The 17,441-nt window shown below is 44.7% G+C and carries 12 protein-coding genes; 4 read left to right on the top strand and 8 right to left on the bottom strand.

Translation table 11 applies throughout. The annotated features are described in order from the left end of the window. Positions 1-110: 110 nt before the first annotated feature. On the bottom strand, positions 111-3,680 hold the full coding sequence (locus K0I73_RS15980; RefSeq protein ID WP_220062036.1) for a zinc-dependent metalloprotease: 3,570 nt from the start codon (positions 3,678-3,680) through the stop codon (positions 111-113). A gap of 22 nt (positions 3,681-3,702) precedes the next feature. Continuing rightward, positions 3,703-4,572 carry a hypothetical protein gene (locus K0I73_RS15975; RefSeq protein WP_220062035.1) on the bottom strand — a complete coding sequence of 290 codons (870 nt, stop codon included), beginning with the start codon at positions 4,570-4,572 and terminating at the stop codon, positions 3,703-3,705. Positions 4,573-4,850: 278 nt separating this feature from the next. Here K0I73_RS15975 and K0I73_RS15970 point away from each other — a divergent pair, with 278 nt between their 5' ends. Beyond that, on the top strand, positions 4,851-5,030 hold the full coding sequence (locus tag K0I73_RS15970; RefSeq protein ID WP_220062034.1) for a hypothetical protein: 180 nt from the start codon (positions 4,851-4,853) through the stop codon (positions 5,028-5,030). Between the two features lie 846 nt (positions 5,031-5,876). On the opposite strand, the gene nrfD is transcribed toward K0I73_RS15970, so the two are convergent. From nrfD to K0I73_RS15950, 4 genes are all read right to left on the bottom strand, one after another. Further along, positions 5,877-6,818: a cytochrome c nitrite reductase subunit NrfD gene (gene nrfD, locus K0I73_RS15965; protein WP_220062033.1), complete on the bottom strand. Its 942-nt coding sequence runs from the start codon at positions 6,816-6,818 to the stop codon at positions 5,877-5,879. Further along, positions 6,815-7,504 carry a 4Fe-4S dicluster domain-containing protein gene (locus K0I73_RS15960; protein WP_220062032.1) on the bottom strand — a complete coding sequence of 230 codons (690 nt, stop codon included), beginning with the start codon at positions 7,502-7,504 and terminating at the stop codon, positions 6,815-6,817. The genes nrfD and K0I73_RS15960 overlap by 4 nt, the downstream gene beginning before the upstream one ends. A gap of 10 nt (positions 7,505-7,514) precedes the next feature. Further along, positions 7,515-7,985, bottom strand: coding sequence for a cytochrome c3 family protein (locus K0I73_RS15955; RefSeq protein ID WP_220062031.1), 471 nt, complete (start codon positions 7,983-7,985; stop codon positions 7,515-7,517). A gap of 108 nt (positions 7,986-8,093) precedes the next feature. Continuing rightward, entirely contained in the window at positions 8,094-8,474 is a 381-nt protein-coding gene (locus K0I73_RS15950; RefSeq protein ID WP_258405213.1) for a DUF2726 domain-containing protein, read from the bottom strand. Positions 8,475-8,985: 511 nt separating this feature from the next. Here K0I73_RS15950 and K0I73_RS15945 point away from each other — a divergent pair. Continuing rightward, positions 8,986-9,963: a LysR family transcriptional regulator gene (locus K0I73_RS15945; protein ID WP_220062029.1), complete on the top strand. Its 978-nt coding sequence runs from the start codon at positions 8,986-8,988 to the stop codon at positions 9,961-9,963. A gap of 33 nt (positions 9,964-9,996) precedes the next feature. On the opposite strand, the gene K0I73_RS15940 is transcribed toward K0I73_RS15945, so the two are convergent. Both K0I73_RS15940 and K0I73_RS15935 read right to left on the bottom strand, forming a co-directional pair. Beyond that, on the bottom strand, positions 9,997-11,106 hold the full coding sequence (locus K0I73_RS15940) for a LysR family transcriptional regulator (RefSeq protein ID WP_220062028.1): 1,110 nt from the start codon (positions 11,104-11,106) through the stop codon (positions 9,997-9,999). A 458-nt stretch (positions 11,107-11,564) separates the two neighbouring features. Next, on the bottom strand, positions 11,565-14,654 hold the full coding sequence (locus tag K0I73_RS15935) for a DUF2339 domain-containing protein (RefSeq protein ID WP_220062027.1): 3,090 nt from the start codon (positions 14,652-14,654) through the stop codon (positions 11,565-11,567). A gap of 320 nt (positions 14,655-14,974) precedes the next feature. On the opposite strand from K0I73_RS15935, the gene K0I73_RS15930 reads away from it, so the two are divergent. Next, on the top strand, positions 14,975-16,054 hold the full coding sequence (locus K0I73_RS15930; protein ID WP_220062026.1) for a methyl-accepting chemotaxis protein: 1,080 nt from the start codon (positions 14,975-14,977) through the stop codon (positions 16,052-16,054). Between the two features lie 137 nt (positions 16,055-16,191). Further along, on the top strand, positions 16,192-17,301 hold the full coding sequence (locus K0I73_RS15925) for a glucosaminidase domain-containing protein (RefSeq protein WP_220062025.1): 1,110 nt from the start codon (positions 16,192-16,194) through the stop codon (positions 17,299-17,301). Positions 17,302-17,441: the final 140 nt, after the last annotated feature.

Genomic DNA, 17,441 nt, shown 5'->3' with positions numbered 1-17,441 from the left:
TTATAGAGTGACTTATTCACTATTGAAAGGGAAGTATTTACTCATCTTTGCGACGGCAAAAAAAGAAGCCGTTAAACGGCTTCTTTGGTATGACGATGCGAGGGAATAAATTACAGCACAGGCAGGTAGGTTAATACTCGCTCATCACGTTCGATGATAGGGTCGACAACCAGTTGCTGGAATGTTTCACCATTTCTATTCATCACATGATCCATTAAGGTGGGTGAGCTTGCGATCAGTGCCTTAAGGACGGTGATCTGATCGATTAACATACTCGCCAGTATATTCTCGGAAGTGGCAACATAGTTTTTGCCTTGCAGTGAGATGGTTTTTGCTGCATCGATAGCATCACTTGATAGATGAATACCGACATATTCGCGCCATACTCTGGCCTTCTCTTCACCGCGATAATCACTATCATGTGACGCGAGTACCACCTGCTTTAACATCATCTGTAGCAGGTTGCTCTTGCCTTTCATGTCATAGCTGGTCTGAGGGAAGCCAAAGTAACGTCCTAGCGAGGTCGCATAACTTGGTAAAGCTTCAATATGCTGGTCGGCATAGTCCACATCGTTAATATAGTATTTAGCCTCGACAGGCTTACACTCATCACTTAGCACTGGGTTAGTCAGGTATCCATTAAGTTCGGCTACCGTGTTCCCCATGGTCATTTGGCACAACATGCCTTGCAACTGCTCCTTCACTTTTGGCGCGTCGGCTAGCGCGTAATAGGTGCGGCCTGTCGTGCTGCGAGGTGATTTTCGAGTCAGTAGTTGACGCATCGCCAGCAGTTTATCAGGCCACATGCCAAGAACATCACGCTCATTAACATAGGGGTGATTTGGACTAGAAGCTGGCGCCTTAAGGCCGTTAAGTAGATGACCCTTGTTGACACTAATGTCGGCGTAAACCAAATCTTGATAGTCGGCGACGATATCGGCTTTAACCAGTAGCTCTTTTAACTTCTCGCTGTCCTGATGATAATCAGTGATGATCTTACCCAGTTCGAAACCTTCATCAAGCTTACTGGCATTAAGTCGATAGATGCGTGTCAGGATATCTTCCAGTGAATGCACCTTAGTTAAGGCACGACTGTCGTCGCTATTCATTCTGTAGGTCACATGCAAGTAGATATCGTTGAGTCCCGCTACAGTGAGAAAGGTATCCGCTGCTTTGTCTACCGCTCGTTGCGATGCACAGAACCAGTAGTTTTCATGGCCTGGACAAAATTCGGCTAAATCATTTTGGTTAAATGAAAATAGCGCTTCGACAGTCGCAGTATCTTCGACAAACTGACGGATGTCGTCGAAGCCACGTAGACGGTTAATGGTGTAAGGCAGGATATTATCTTCGAATAACGTCTGGCGATTATGACGCACGTTCATAGTGGCATAGCTGTCATGGTAGCTATCGATATAATACTGCACGATATCGTCGTTATTGGTACCAGCATCGAAGCGGTTACAGTTGCTGTTGAGTGACACGTGGCCATCGGTACAGAATGCAAAGTAACGAAGATCATTTTCTGCGGCGATATTGTGCAGCGCCCCATATTGAGTATCTCCGGTGATATTGCCATCTCTTAGCTCTTCACGACGTTTAGCATCTTCATCTTTCAACGAGACAAGGTTGCCATCTTGAGTTTCGACATTTCGTCCGTAACCAAAACGCAGCGCCGCAAGATCATATTTTTGGAAAGTCGTCGCGAAGCGGTCAGCGTTATAATCCATTTGGCTGGAGAAGTCGGCTTTCACATTGAGGTTAGGGTAGCCAGCCTTGGCAAATGCCTCGTTGAACTTAGCTATCTCTTGCTCGTTAAAGAAGTTGGCCTGATCTCGGCTACCTGCAAAGTTGTGTCTTAGGCCTAAGGTATGACCCAGCTCATGGGTTAGTGTGCCAGCAAATGCCTGCGCGGCTAACTTAGTAACCAGGCTTGTTTGGAAGCTTGTAGGCATACTCTCGATATCTTTAAGCTTAGCGCCCACAACACCATCTACCCAGAAGTTGGCATCTTTCCAGTCGATCTCATAGCCGTTAATTCCTCTAGGTAGTTCGCGTAAAGCGCCGCCAGTGAGGCCAAAGGCTTTATCTACGCTCATCAGGTTATGTTCGGCCCAGAAAGCCTCCGTTTTATCTTGCTTAGCCACTAGTGCTTCGAAAGGTGCATCATCTGCGTCAGTGGTAGACAGATCGGGGATCACCGTCTGTGGCAACGCTTGGTTTCTTGGCTGATGCACCATAGGATCTGTGCTTGTGCTATTTTGCGCAGCGATCAGTTTATTGGCTGCTACTTCTTTGGCACGATTAACCGCTTCCTCTGACGGCGTGTAGTCTACGCCAGTCAAATCCTTAACTGAGTTCGCATCTAACATGCCGCGGTTATAGTCAAGCTGCACACGACGATAGTAACGTGTTGAACCTTGCTCTAAGTTGGCACTGTATTGGTCGACGCGGCCACTGACGATTTCGCCTGTGAGTGGGTTGGCCGCTGAAGGACCATATCCTGCTAAGCCGTTATCGAGTGGCTCATCGAATAAGGTGATGTTGCTATAACGCAGGTCGCCATGACGATGTTCTCCGGCTTGTGCCAGTTTGATCTCGGGTAAACCTGTTTCAAACAACTTATTCTGAATGTTAATCGCAGTAATGCTCTGCTGAGCAGCGGTTAAGAATGGTTTATTCTTCGGCTCATAGAAGTTGTTACTCAGGTAATAGGTGATCGATTCCTTCTTGGGATTAAAGTGGTTTAAATATTGACGAACATAACCATCTTTACCCGCTGCATGGTTACCATCACGATACTGGTGTTGAGTCCTAAAGAAACCAAAGGTCCCATTTTCATCTTCACTATAAGGTACGGCTTCAAAGTCGTCGCTGGCCAACTTATCGATCGCCACAATAGATATGTATTCTGTGGTAGTGAAAGAAAGGTTATCGAAGTTCCCTTTGAAGAACTTACCAAAACAGGCTGGATTAGCTTGATAAGTATGTTCAATCTCAAAGTTAAGCACACCGTCGGCTAAGTCCATTTGGTAGCCTTTCCAGTTACCATCTTGTACTAAGTGGGCAGATTCAGTTTCTGTGGTGCACTGTTTGAAGGTTACCAGATCGGTATAGTTCTCTTCGGCGATCTGGGCGGCTTCAAATTTAGGGATAAAGAATTTCTTTTGATCCCAAGTGACATTACGATCGTTAACTTCCTCTTCTCTGTTGGTGCAATCGCCCCAGTTGTCCTGTTGGCATTGGAAGTCGATATAGTCACCAGGAATGGTGAGCACTGGCGCCTTGTTGTACTCGTTATCATAACGAGAATCATGGCCTAGCCCTATGTTGTCACGGTCTATCTGTCTGATTTGAATTCCATTTTCTGTCATTCTTAGGGTGACTAACTTCTCTGCGCCTTGAGAAAAACCATGGATCGGCGCCGAGTAACGCGGGGCTTCACCCAGACTACGAGTGTAAAGAAATAGTCGCTCTGGTTGTTTGGCTGCCAGTTCAGCAAGTGTGGTGGCTGAGGTGAGCTTATCTGTGCTCGCGTCAGCATTAGTGGTAGCATCTTTAAAGTCTTGTACGACGATCATTCGCTCATCTTTTTTGACTTCTTGATACGGCTCGTCTGTGCCACAGGCACTTAATCCTATCGCACTTAAAATGGCGATAGCGACACTGCTTTTATACATAAAACCTCTTCTCTGCTTAACTTTATAAGTATTTTGTGATTGATAGATAGAACACCGAATTGCGCTCGTCATAGACTTCAAAGCCATGGGAAGCGCCGCGATCCGGGTCGTAGAAATAGCCGCTGTTGTTATGCCCGATAGCCGCTACCCAATTAGGGGAAAACGACCAACCTATCTCCTCACTAATGGTGAAACGGTTGTCGTATCTGTTGGTATTAAAGGCTTTGGCCATGGCATAAGAACCGTTGATATCCAGATACCAGTTATCGATAAACTGCCAGGTCATATCGGCGAGTATGTCGATACGGTGTTCAACGAAATGCTCTCCATGGCGACCCGTTTCATATTGATAGGCGTTGTATTTTATCCGTGGTGATATATAGAAATTCCAATTCTGACTCGGACGATAGAACAGATATCCCGCCAGCCTCGGGGCGGCTCTGAGCTTGTTTTCCTTGCTGGTATGGCTGGTGGGGAGATATACCCCTGCACTTCCTATATAACTCCAGTTATCGCCGAGTTGAGCCGTTGGCGTTCGGTATTCAAGAAAGGTGTCGTAGAAGTAGGATTCATTGTGATGAGTCTCAATTTCACCCCCAGTAGAGACGCGGATGCTACCCCAGGTATCACGATAGCCAATACGGCCACTGCCACTGACTGCTTGATAGGAGCTAGGTGCAGATTGTTCGAAGGTGTTGCTGGTGACAGATGCACTAACATAGCCTGACCAATGCGATGTTTTGCTATTGATTGCCGCGGCAACGTTTTCATTATCGGCCACAGCCGAGTTTGATAGCAGCGTTGCGAATAATAAGCCTGTAGATATCACTTGTCGGCATTTATTATCAGCGCAGCCGCATACCCTCAGATGGCTTGAGTTTTTATAAGGCATATAAATAACCTAATTTAAATAAGTTTGTAGAAACTGACTAATAAACCGTAGTAATGGTGTATTAGGTTGGCTCAGACGAGTTTTAAAATTATTATCGGCTAACGCCTTTAATAATTGGGTGAAGATAAGTTAAGAGGGTGTACCTTTGATCGGTTTAATCCACCTCATAAGAAGTGAAGTGAATTCTAGGATGTTTTTAGGCGTCCTATATTTTAGTTTTTCATAAGAGGGTAGGCCTGCAGAAAGGAATAAGAGAAAAAACATACAGGTCAACATTAATGAGCTTAACTGGCTCTGTGCTATTTCAGCTGGGAGAAGGTTTAGGTATTGCTTGCCACATCTCTCAATGTAATGCCAGTATAGTGAGTGGCTTACCGTCTGGTTATCAGATTTTAATAGGGTATTTAGTTGTCCAGTCCCATGTTGAACAATATTGGATTCTTGATGAGATTGATTAGGGAATGCTAAATCACTTTCTAACAGACTGGCACTGATGTTTGTGAGTAATATAATACCAACAAGTAGTGTTAAGCTTGATACGGTTCCTTGTTTCAAAATGCACCTGTGTAATAAAGTTATTATTCGCTTTGGTGATACAAAGCGATACATTTGTTTTTTAGACGAAAGACCACTGTATGAAATAGCTGGTTTTTATTCAATGTAAATACGGTTTTGTGATTGATATTGAGAGCTTTGTCACAAGGGTTGCTATTTTTGTTGTGTGTTTTTAACGTGTATTAACTATTGGTTTTCTGTTGATTTACTTTGTCATCTAATTAATTAACACCGGTGAGCTAAATTAGAAGAAATTACTTTTGTATATGTTAATGGTCATCGATAGGAAAATAGTCTTAGTGTTGATTAGGGCTTATGAACTTTTTTAATTTTTCGAGACAGAAATGTGCTAATCGAGTCGAGTGGATTACAGCCAAGTAATCTAAGCAAAATTCGCTTAATAAAGAGTAGAATGTTTTTAGCAGAACTCTTCGGTCTGCGTTTGTTAATCATTTCTCGCATTGTCAGCTTTTTATGTAGAATAACTTCACCATAAAGCTTCTTACTTTCTATAAATACCCAATAACTCGCTGCAAAAAGCAAGCTTGATAGATCTACTGACCCTGACTTTATTTATGGTTTATTTTGAGTTTCCTGATGGGATGGCAGTGGGCTAACAAGGCGATTGATGTGAAAGATAATTGGGTAGATAAGCGCACAACGCCCTCAATACTGGATCAATTAAGGGCGTGGCGTCAACGGAGTAAACTTTGACTGTTTGATCACCTCTTTATTCTGAGAAAGATTCGTTAGATCCCCGTCATTTGTCCGGTGTAGAGGATAAAGTTTCGCAGCAAAAATACACCGATAAGGCTAAAGCTGGCGGTCACTGCGACATAGGTAAACTTACGGTCGGCTGACACTTTCATCCATAGGTTGGCGGCAAGGGGTAGCGTCAGTCCGACACCGATCACGCCGCCCCAAAATATCCAGCCCCAGAAGCCATAACCTATGGCGTTGAGTGCAGCCACTTGGCTTTGGCCACCAGAGAGGATGAGCCCGACAAAGAAGGTGAATATTAGGCCTATCTCCACCAAGATCATCGGAATTTCGATACCATGGATGAAGCGTACTTCGATACCATTAGGGTTACCTCGTAACAGCACCCCACCGAGCAGTGTTGCCGCCGCACCAGAGGATAAACCTGAGATTAAAAATAGCAAAGGCAGCACAGGGTTATTCAGCAATGGGAAGCCAATCAACGCCGATAGTAGGAAGCCAGTATAAGCCCCCAGAGAGATAGATAGGATCACCAACACGCCGGTAATAGCCGCTTCTTGTTTAACTAGCCATTTAATGAAACTGCTGACAAATGCCAATCTATCGCCTAGCAGCTGAAGTATCATCTGGTTGAAGATACAGGCCATCCAGGCAAATAGTGCAACCTGGTAAGCCATCAATACCAAGACCCCCATCGACATCACTGAAGTGGTATTGTAAAACACCAATATCTTCCAAAAATCTAATGGCTTGGTCAGATCGAGGACCAATATTCCAAGGCCGCCAAATACGGCGATTGGCGCTATGATTGCCGCCGCCTGTACGAAGGGGGAGTGATAGGCTTCGCCTGCTAATTTAAAATGTTTTAGCATGATGGCGAAAAACACTGCGCCAGCTGATAATCCCGCTAAGAACAGATAGATGGCTATAGGCCAATGCCATACTAGGCCTTCAAAGTGAAAAGCACTCATAGCATTATCTCCCCATCAATGTTTTGCACATGGAACAACTTAGGCCGAGTACCTAGGTCCACTTTTGAGCGATAGGTCGGTTTACTCTTTAGGAGTCGTACTAGGTCTGAGTCAGGGTCTTTCAAGTTACCAAAGGTTAATGCCTTAGTTGGGCAAGCAAGCACACAAGCAGGCGCTAATCCTTTTTTCAATTGGGTCTGCTGACAAAAATCGCATTTGTCGGCTGTGCGGGTCTCAGGATTAATAAATCGGACCTGATACGGGCAGGCGGCAATACAGTATTGGCAGCCGACGCAACGCTCTTCGTGCACGGCGACGATACCGGTTTCTTTATCTATGTAAGCAGCCCCCGTTGGGCAAACTCTAACGCAAGGTGCGGCCTCACAGTGTTGACAAGAGACGCGATTGAATCGGTAGCTCTGTTCCGGGTATTCCCCAAAGGGGCCCGAACGCTCAATGTTAAGTCGAGTGACGCCCTCTGGGACATGATTGACTTCACGGCAGGCTTCGACGCAGGCGTTACAGCCTATACAGATGTTCTCGTCGTGAACCATGGCATACTTTATCTCAGAGTGTGGCTCTGCCTCGGTGTTTTCAGCTAGAGGGGATTTAGTGACGGTATAAACCGAAACCCCAGCAAGCAGTGCGCCGCAGCCTTTGAGAAATTGTCGTTTTGAATGTTCCATAACAGGCCTCCTATTGATTGACCCGATGGCAGGTAACACATAATTGGCTATGTTGTTTGCTGTCTAACGTCAACATAGGATCGGATTCAGGATGTAGCTGGTGGCATTGGGCACAGGCGAGTTTGGTTGCGTGAACATTGTGGGTCCACTCAACTTCGGCCAAGGCTTGATGATCGTGACAAGTTAGGCAAATAGCAACTTGCACATCGACGGGCATCTGGCTATCGGCGCCAAAGGTATTTATGGGTGAACCTTTCTTAGGATGATTGCCTTTTTCGCCATGGCAATCTTGGCATTGGATCGCAAGTCCTGGGTTTGCATGTATGCCTAACAGTTGACCATTGCGCTTATGACATTTCATGCATGTGTTGCTGCGTGTTGCATTATCTGCTGCAATGCTTGGGGTAGGGATACCGTACCAAAGGCATGTCGTCATGGCGACATAGAGCAGAATTGAGATATAACGGCTAATTTGGCACATACCGTATCCTTACACCTCATGGTGAACATGATCTCGGCTTTAGAGGAGAGCGCCAAGTGGTTAGTTTGACGCTCGGTTGTGCGATTACTGCTTGAGCACTGTTAACCATTAGGCGGCGAGGGCATTGCGCAGTAGGGCTTCATCACAGTGCTTATCTTTATCCAATTTGATAAATTGCACACCGATGTAATCTAAGCATTTTTCGACAAACTTCATCTGTTCAGCAGAGCTCGCATTTGGGTCGCTAACCACTAGTTTGACCGCTGATGATTCATTGTCTACTACCACATAGTCTAGGTGGCAATGCTCCATGAAGTCCTGAACCTCTTCGTGATTCTTTACTGAATCATCGATATCGACCACATTAACCAGAGACGCCCCGTACAGCACATCGTAGCGATTACTCGCAATTGATTTTAAGCTTTTTAGGAAATGCATAGATTCCTTATCGAGCAAGTGGGGTTTGATGCTTACCGTTGCATCGACCATCTGAACCTCATTTGATCTAAAGAACTTTATGCAAGTCATTACGAAGGTCACGATTACGAGAGGAACAATTATGAATAAAACAAAATACATAAATGCATAACTTAAAATAACTGTAGCGGTGGCGTTCATGATAAACCTCCAATAGTACTTCTATTTCTTAACTCTCCATTTAATTATTACTTTATGCGCGATATTTACAACAATTATTAAAATCAAATTATTAAAATTTAGTGGTGGGTCTGATAGCTGGTTTTAGCTATTTCGAATTGTAGATAATCGATAGTTGGATATGTGTTTATTAAATTTAGGATATCTGGTTGCTTAAGGCTTACCGCTTTAAATTTTATTGTAAATTAGCTGTTTGCTGTATTTTTGTAAATCATTGAAATTAAGAAGTATGATCTAGATCTATTTTATTTATTTAATTATTTGTGCATAAAATTATTGTTAAAGATATTATGCTGGCTATAATTTAACTTGGTATATTTAATGTTTTGAGAGGTATTTTCAAATGAAAAATATAACTCTAGATAGCTTGGATATGCTTAGTGCTAATATATTGGTTAATCTTTACGAAAAGCATTCAGCTTCTTCTGTCGCTATAGATATGAATATACCCGCACCTAAAGTAAGTCGTTGCCTACAACATGCGAGGATGATTTTTAATAATCCACTGTTTATTCGAAAAAAGCATGGCCTCGAACCGAACGAGTTTACTCGGCAACTCTATCCAATCGTGAAGGAGTTGGTGCAATGTTCCGAGCATCTATATCAATTGAATCAACTTAACCCGCTAGAGTTAAACACGGCTATGGTGATTTATGTCAGCGACCTGTTGATCCAGCATTTTCCTCAGCAGCTAAGCGCCGCGATCAACGCTGCACATCTGCCGCTCAGTTTTGAGTTACGCAGTGGCTCGGAAGATATTTTGGAAGATACGGCTAATGGACTGATTGATATTGCGATCCTGAGTGAATCTAACCCTGAATTATTACAAAATGATCCTCGTCTTGAGGTGATGCCGCTAAAGCAATTAGAGCATCTCTATCTTTTGTGTGGCCTGCATCATCCCATATTAAGTCAGGAGATTAGCTTAGTTAATATTGCGAGTTATCCCTATCTCAGTGCATTTAGTTTATTAAATAGATCGTCCCTAGATCCGTTCCAAACCTTTTGTCGTCAGCAAAAACTATTTTGTCATCAGGCTCCCTATGACAATGCGCAAACGGGGCTGGGATTTCACGATCTGTTCCGTTACCTGTCTGATAACAAGACGGTGAGTTTGCTGCCCTACAACAAGGTATATGATCAGAGTCATCTATTACCTGGATTGCACGTTTGTTGTTTATCCGCTATCGATACCGAGTTGCTTTACCGAGAGGAACCGCAACCTATGCTCTATCTTATCAGCGCAAAGCATCATCCTAGTTCACATCTCGATTGGCTTAAAAATGAGGTCACATTGCTGATCAATCAGAGCGTCCACTAACTTAAGGCATTCAAGCCTTATACTGATTGATAGTTAGTTATCGCAGCATCGTGGCGCGGGATCATCGCTGGTGTCGTTAGGGCAGTGAGGTTTCGTCGTGCAACTTGTCGACGAGCCATTGCCTACCTCATGGGAGCAGCAGTGCTTGGAAACATGCTCTGTTGACTTACTACTTGGTAACTTATGACCCGAAGCGACCGCCTCATAGTGAGACTGCATCTGTGTTAGTTTCTCCCTAAGCACTGTTTTTAGACAGTTGGCTAATTGGGGCTTGATGCTTTTATGGCAATGTAAATAGTAGCTCTCGCACTCTATCCCACTGGTTTCACGCCAAAGCTGAGATATGTCGATATAGTCGACATCGCTGCGCTCTTCAAAATAGACCATCGACATGGCCGAAGACAGCAAGGCGATATCATCATTGTGGCTTACATGGTCGACCAGCATTCTTAGACTTGGGCTCTTCAGTGCGATCTTGATATCGAGTTTTTTCGCCCTTGCATACACTTCAATCGGATGGGATTGTTGTTCATGCAAGTTGGTATTTACCAGGGCAAGAGGATAGTTGAATAACTCAATCAAGGGCTGGTTTGAGGTCAAAATAGGGTGGCCGGTTTTGGCGACGATAAAGAAGTAGATAATATCGCCGAGCTTGTAGTTGTTCACCATAGGATGGTTAATCGGTTCGGTCGAGATACTGCAATCGATTTTTCCCTGACATAAACGCTGATCAACATTGTCAGTCCAAGGTTGAATATTGATACTCACGCCGCCTTCGATGCAGTGACAAGTTTCATGCACGCAGTTCATTGCCATTAGTGACCATTGCTCATAGGTAGCGACACTGAGCTGGTATGGCTCGGCGCCTTTATCTATGGTCGTTGCGACGATCTTGTCGTATTGCTCTAGGATGGTTTGCACCATGGGGTAGATTTTGAGTGCGACTTGATTTGGCTCAAAGCCATACTGTTGGCGTACAAAGAGTTCATCTTCCAATACTTCACGTAAACAGGTGAGGCTACGGCTGATTTTAGATTGAGTCGTCTGCATTTTATCGGCAACCGCACTGCCATTTTTAAGCTCAATCAAGCCTGTAAACACTTGTAGTGTAAAGTAATCGAGGCGGCTGACTTTTTTCAGCATAACGATATCCTTTGCATTAACTGCATAAAACCCACCTTTTCAGCTATAAGATGTTAATTTTACACATCTTGAGTTGGCTAAAAAATGAACGGTAGGTAGTTTCTGTTTGTACCATGAACTGGTTAATAAAACTGCGGCGGATATCACACTTGGAGCGGGATTTATGACGGAGTCGTTTGGAGATCTGTGATAGTAACAAGAGATAAGCATAGAAAAACGACTCTAATTACCCCTGCCACGGTCCCGAAAGGGAGGTTAATATTTGATGGTATGGATATTCGATGAATAGCTAATGAGTTTTGCTGAGATCACTAGGCAGCAATCCACTCACCTCAGTTAAAACGTTTTTGTCTCGAACAAGGTTCAACCAGCAAAGATCAACTGGCCCTAGTGAGAAGATAATTGCTGGCGAAGTCTTCTTATGAAAACTCACGCTTCGCCAGTTGTATCAATCTGCTTTAGACATTGACGACTTCTGCCCGGTCGCGCGCTTTTTGGTAAAAATAGGCCACGGTCAATAAAATCACCCCGATGAGCATAAAGGCCCCGACTTTCTGCACCAGCTGGAAAGATGCCATATCGACAAATAGCACTTTAAACATGGTGATAGCAAACAGGATACCCGCGAGACGTATGATGGACTGCCGATGTGGACGCAGGCTTATAAACATCAAGGCGCAGCCATGTATTACCAATAAGACCGCACTGACGGCAGCGGTCAGCTGGCTATCTAACTGATAACTCCATGAGAAGTAATTTAATGCCAGCAAGATGTGCCAGCCCCAGATAAGTACCTCGGTGGGAATTGATTTACTGTGTACTCTCATCGCAAGTCGTTTGCCACTTAAATACCAGGCTAAGATAGCCAGCACTCCAACTTCGGCCAGATTAAATAGCAGGTTGTCGAAATTGAGCGCCAAGCTTGTTTCGCTATGCATTATTGTCGGGGCAAAGCCAAAAGCAAATAGAAACCCATAGGCCAGGCTAAAAGCGGGTTTGAGTGCTTGTTGAAATATCTTTCCGATCGGCGATCTGGCCTCTAGCAACAAGGCGAAATATCCGCACAATACAAATGCCGTAATGGCCCAGCTTGGGTTGGATTGGTCCATAAGTGTCTGAATGATAACCGCAAGGACTAAACCGAAATAGAAAGGGGCAATATGCCACTGCAATGAGAGCCAGTTTTGCCAACGTTCGCTAAGGCTTGCATAACGTATGGTCAGCGCGCCCATAAACAACGCACCAAGAGCGAGGGCAACGAGGCCTTGCCATAATTGCTCTAGACAGCTTATTGCTGTCATCGCGACGGCGAGTCCAGTTAGTATTTGGGCCTCAAGTTTTAGGCTGTTATGTTTTACCCAAGTGGCTAACCCGAGCGTCATAAAGCTCGCTAGCCATAAATAGGGAGCGAGATAGTCGGGGTAGCTGTGAACAATTTTCGGTAACAACAATAGCGGTAGCGAGATATAGCACAGTAACTGCACATAGAAAGCAAAGCGGATTAACTTGCTGTCAGGGCTAAATTTTTGATACCAGTAGTAGGCTAGCAGTAAGCTGATAAATAACTCGATCCGTGCCAGTTTTACATTGAATGCCTGATCGGCAAAATGCAGACTATTAGCATCTACTACGCCAAACAGCACTAATCCACACAGTGGTAATAACCATAGCCAAGCCAATATTTCTGTTAGGCGCAGCTGCCGTTTGGCGCTGAGATATAACAGCAATATACTGATTAAAGGCAGGGTATTTAAACAGTATTCATCGCTAATAAAATAGCCTAATAACAGCAGTGTAATGGAATAGAGTAAACCAAGGGATTCTTGAAAAGCGCGATACACTTTTTGTTCAAAACTCATCATTCCAAGTGGCATGCTCGCCATGAGTCGACAACCAAAGAAGATCGCTGCGCAGGTTAATATCATGCTAATACTAAGCGACGCTTGATACCCCAATAATGAGCTATTGTCATAGCCACCCAAGCTCAAGCGATCAAACAGAGTGATGAAATTACTCATTACACCAAGAAGCAGCACCAGATAGGCTTCGACGCGCACTGCAACAAAGTCCTCTTTGCTACCTAGCCAGAGCAATAATAAACCTTCGAGTAGTAAGACTAAGCCCAATAGATCAGGGCTTAGTAGATACAAGGCACCAAAGCCCGCGAAACTTCCCATCGAAACTAAGGTCAGTGCAGCGATCTGCTTGTCTCGTTTTACGAGTCGATAGATGAGGCCACAGACTAAGGCATTGAGGAGAAAAACTTCTCCGGCAAGCGGGGTCATCTCGCCGACGGTATAAAGCGTAAACACCAGCAGGGCGATAGGCACCATCAGCAGACGCGCCGTGAGGGGCGTCTTGATCAGCAGCCAAAGACTGCCAATGCCGTACAAGTAGAACAAGCCATTGATGGCCAATAATGCCAGGCCAGTTAACCCGTTAAGCTCATTAAATGGCAAGGCCAAGAAATAGCTTAATATTTGGATACAGCCGATGTGTAGCACTGCGGTTATTTCGATCAGTATTGGCCAAGCGAGTTTGCGGCTTTGAGCCAGAGAGCAAATGCCAATAAGTAGTAAATAGGGGAAATATAACAGTGGCACATAACCACCGTCGAGCAGCATTAACGGGGCTAGAGAACCACCAAGCAGTGCCACAATTGCGATCACTTTAGTGTCCAGCTTAAATGAGAGGCCATAGCCAAACAGGGTATTTATCAGTAGTAGCGCAAAGCTAGCGCTTTGGGGAATGATGTCGAAATAGGGGCCGAGGAAAAAGATCGATAAATAGTTAAGAATTAATCCGAGTCCGACGATACCTGACCCAAAGTCTTTCATTCTGGAGCGTTTTTGACGAATGAATACGCCACCAGCAATAATGGTGTTGGCCGTGGCGAACCCCAACAGCGCCTTTCCAAACTCTGAGAACCAATGATTGATTGAGTATTGCAGTAGGTAACCAAAACCTAAGGTAAAGGTGATGATGCCTGCAAGTGTCATTAGAAATACAGGCCCAATGCCTTTCGCTTGATAGTGTCGATAAAAGGTTTTTGCTTGCTCGCCTAAACCAGCAAATGGGCCGAGTAACAGTAATATGAGTTGACCTAAAGAATCGGTTAATTGGTAAAAAGAAGTACTAAACTGCTCGCTTAACGTGCTGATAAATGAAGGTTTTACAGGATGATTTGAGGCTGTTTTAGTTTCTGCTGGCGACGGTCGTGTTGGGGCTGGCTCTGGTCGCTGAGCCTTGCGATTTGCCGCCACAGATTGCCAAACATCGTCGCGATATTGGCTTCCATATTCAGACGTGCTGCCGATGTTAGATGCTCCATCGCTAGGGGCATCTGTTAATCCTGTAGAGCTTACGGCGGCTGTTTGTTCCGCTTCCTGAGTAGCGTCTGCCTGTGACGCGACCTGTTGATTCAGTTGCTCTAGCTTAAGTGTGAATAGGGCGAGTTGTTTATTTAACGCAGCCTGGCTCGATGATTGTTGTGATTTGAGAGCGGCAAGTTCCGCTTTTAGCTTTTCGACGTCATCCATTAACGGCATCACGCTATCCCTATGATCTGTTCGCGTTTCTTATGTCGGATATTGTACTTCGATATTTTGACCCAAGGGAAGCTGTTGATTTTTATTTTGTCGATGAAGTATTGCAATGGCTTAGGTTTAATCCATGATTCTTGATGGTTAACCGTGTCTGCTCGTTAGACTAAAGGTGGATAAAATAGCCCTGTAAAAAGTAGGACTTCGATCACACTTTCACCTATAATGCGTTGGTCGTTTTTTATCTTTTATTACTTATAGTTAAGTTGAGTAAGATTGATTTTATCGCCTTATTAACTTTGTGTTTAGGTATTTTAGAGGTCTCTATGTGGTTTAGTTCTCAAGCTAATGCGAAAAATCAATTACTCGAGCAGGAAATTAATCGACTCAAAGCGGCACATCAGGCTGAAGTTGAAGAATTGCGGGCGATTATTCGTGAAAATGAGACCATGCAACAAAGTTCACGACAGGCCTCCGATCACCTTACGGCAGTGATCGCTTGCCAAAATCAAGGTGGGAATATGCTCAACGCTGTTCGTGATGCTCTTGGCCGAAGTGCTGAGTTATTAGTGGCCGAAAAAGCAGAGCTATCTGAACTTGATAAGATTTTTGACCAAACCCGTGGTGCCATCGTTAGCCTAGGAAAACGAGCAACAGAGATTAATGCTCAAGCCGAAAAGAACATGAATGCGGTAACGCGTTTAGATGAAAGTACTTCATCGATTAATCAATTTGTGGCAGCGATTCAGGGGATTTCCGATCAAACTAACTTACTTGCGCTAAATGCTGCTATCGAAGCTGCGCGAGCAGGGGAAGCGGGCCGAGGTTTTGCCGTTGTTGCCGATGAAGTTCGCCAACTTGCCAGTAAGGCACATGAGGCTAGCAGCCAAATTGAAAATCTGGTTAAACAAATCGTATCGCAAGCGACGCAGATCAAAGAGATAGTGTTAGATAATCAAACCAGTGCCGCCGATGTTTCCGCTTCATCGACACAGATAGGTCAGGTGGTTGAAGATGTACTTCAACGTTCACAAAAGATGCAACAGGTTATTCATACTGCCGCGACCACTTCATTTTTAAATACCACTAAACTCGACCACGCCGTTTGGAAGAGTAATATCTATCGCCTCATCGAAAAGCCAGATCATAGTCAGGAGGTTAACTCCCATACTGAGTGTCGCCTTGGGCAGTGGTATTTTACTGGCTATGGCAGTACTCACTATCAACATCTACATAATTTTAAAGCAATAGATGCACCTCATAAGGCCGTTCATGATGCGGGTAAACTTGCATTAGAGGCCCGTAATCGAGGCGATCTTTCTTTGGCGGTCAATCAACTGTCTGAGATGGAAGATGCCAGTATGCGGGTGGTGCATTGTATCGATAATTTGCTATCAGAGGTTTAGCTAAACCGTTTGCTCTAAAACACTTGGTTTAAATCGCTACTATCGTTGAGCGAATGTTCATAAGCGAATAATCACTGCTGACTCGAGGTCAACAAACGGCTAGAGTAAGGTAAATACTTGAAATGTGGGACGACCCTATGCCACAAAATGACACAAAGTCGAACGATGGCGATGGCGATGGCGATGTAAAAAAAGTAACTAAAAAGAATATCGGCCTATTCATTGTTGTCACTCTTGCGATTTTATTACTCATCTTCTATCTCACAAAGCAGCGTAGTGATACAGAGCAAGCGTTAATGGAAGAGGCACTCGCTTCGGCAGGGATGGAGATGCCGGTGTCTAATGCCAGTGAGTTAGCCACCGCACCTGGGTCTGATAAGACACAGACCAGCTTTAAAACAGTGTCACAACATCGTCCCGAAAAAGCGCCCAAAGATATTAAACTAAGTTCCTTGGACGAGTTATCGGCGCTATTTGATAAGCTTAATTACACCACCGAAAGTTGGCAGCAGGGCAATCGCGAGGTTCCTAGATTAACTTTTAACGCTGTAAGTAAAAGCTGGCAACAAGCCTCATCGACCATTCCTGTTCAACAGAAGAAAATGATATTTTTCCGCTTGATGGCGCCACTGATCCTAGTCGCCAATGAAAACATTCTGCTTGACCGTCAACTTATTGCCGAGGCTGAGTTAGATGATCCTAGTTTGATCGATATGGCGGTAAAGTATCGACTTCTGAGTCGAGGCGAGGCTGTCACTGCCTTGACTGAAGAGCAGCGTAAGCAACTGCTTGAACAAGTGGATATTATGCCGCCGTCATTGGTCTTAGCTCAGGCCGCAGAGGAGAGCGGCTGGGCAACCTCTCGATTTACGGTTGAGGGTAACGCTTTTTTTGGTCAATGGGATTTTAGCGGTAATGGCATGACCCCTAATCAGCAGCGCAAAGAGCTTGGTAATTATGGATTAGCGCGTTTCGACACGCCGCTGCATTCGGTCGAAGGTTATCTGCTTAACCTAAATACCAATAATGCCTATAAGAAGTTACGTGCTCTGCGAGCTACCCTGCGTGCCGATGATCAGCCCATTACCGGGCTGGAGCTTGCTGGCACTTTAGATAAGTATTCTGAGCGAGGGCTGGCGTATATCGATGGTATCCGCGAGATGATACGTTATAACAAGCTCGATCAAGTCGATGAAGCTTATCTTAGCGATGATGCGCCGTTACATCTGATTTCTGGGAATGATTAAAGGTTTTAGGGAGTGCGGTCTTGCGACCGAGGTCTGCTTTTCCAAACTTCGTTTGGATTAAGGTCGTGGGTTTTCAACCCACACCCGACCAAAAGGGGAAAAGCGCTTGTTCCCCTTTTGGAAATCCCCCAGCGCCCCCG

Source organism: Shewanella mesophila, assembly GCF_019457515.1.
GTDB classification, from domain to species: Bacteria; Pseudomonadota; Gammaproteobacteria; order Enterobacterales; family Shewanellaceae; genus Shewanella; species Shewanella mesophila.
This window is presented reverse-complemented; position numbering and strand designations above follow the sequence as displayed.

What these genes read in the sequence shown, in the direction of transcription:
- K0I73_RS15980 (WP_220062036.1), bottom strand. Translation starts at nt 3,680, where the DNA reads ATGTATAAAAGCAGTGTCGCTATCGCCATTTTAAGTGCGATAGGATTA.
- K0I73_RS15975 (WP_220062035.1), bottom strand. Translation starts at nt 4,572, where the DNA reads ATGCCTTATAAAAACTCAAGCCATCTGAGGGTATGCGGCTGCGCTGAT.
- K0I73_RS15970 (WP_220062034.1), top strand. Translation starts at nt 4,851, where the DNA reads ATGAGCTTAACTGGCTCTGTGCTATTTCAGCTGGGAGAAGGTTTAGGT.
- nrfD (WP_220062033.1), bottom strand. Translation starts at nt 6,818, where the DNA reads ATGAGTGCTTTTCACTTTGAAGGCCTAGTATGGCATTGGCCTATAGCC.
- K0I73_RS15960 (WP_220062032.1), bottom strand. Translation starts at nt 7,504, where the DNA reads ATGGAACATTCAAAACGACAATTTCTCAAAGGCTGCGGCGCACTGCTT.
- K0I73_RS15955 (WP_220062031.1), bottom strand. Translation starts at nt 7,985, where the DNA reads ATGTGCCAAATTAGCCGTTATATCTCAATTCTGCTCTATGTCGCCATG.
- K0I73_RS15950 (WP_258405213.1), bottom strand. Translation starts at nt 8,474, where the DNA reads ATGGTCGATGCAACGGTAAGCATCAAACCCCACTTGCTCGATAAGGAA.
- K0I73_RS15945 (WP_220062029.1), top strand. Translation starts at nt 8,986, where the DNA reads ATGAAAAATATAACTCTAGATAGCTTGGATATGCTTAGTGCTAATATA.
- K0I73_RS15940 (WP_220062028.1), bottom strand. Translation starts at nt 11,106, where the DNA reads ATGCTGAAAAAAGTCAGCCGCCTCGATTACTTTACACTACAAGTGTTT.
- K0I73_RS15935 (WP_220062027.1), bottom strand. Translation starts at nt 14,654, where the DNA reads ATGCCGTTAATGGATGACGTCGAAAAGCTAAAAGCGGAACTTGCCGCT.
- K0I73_RS15930 (WP_220062026.1), top strand. Translation starts at nt 14,975, where the DNA reads ATGTGGTTTAGTTCTCAAGCTAATGCGAAAAATCAATTACTCGAGCAG.
- K0I73_RS15925 (WP_220062025.1), top strand. Translation starts at nt 16,192, where the DNA reads ATGCCACAAAATGACACAAAGTCGAACGATGGCGATGGCGATGGCGAT.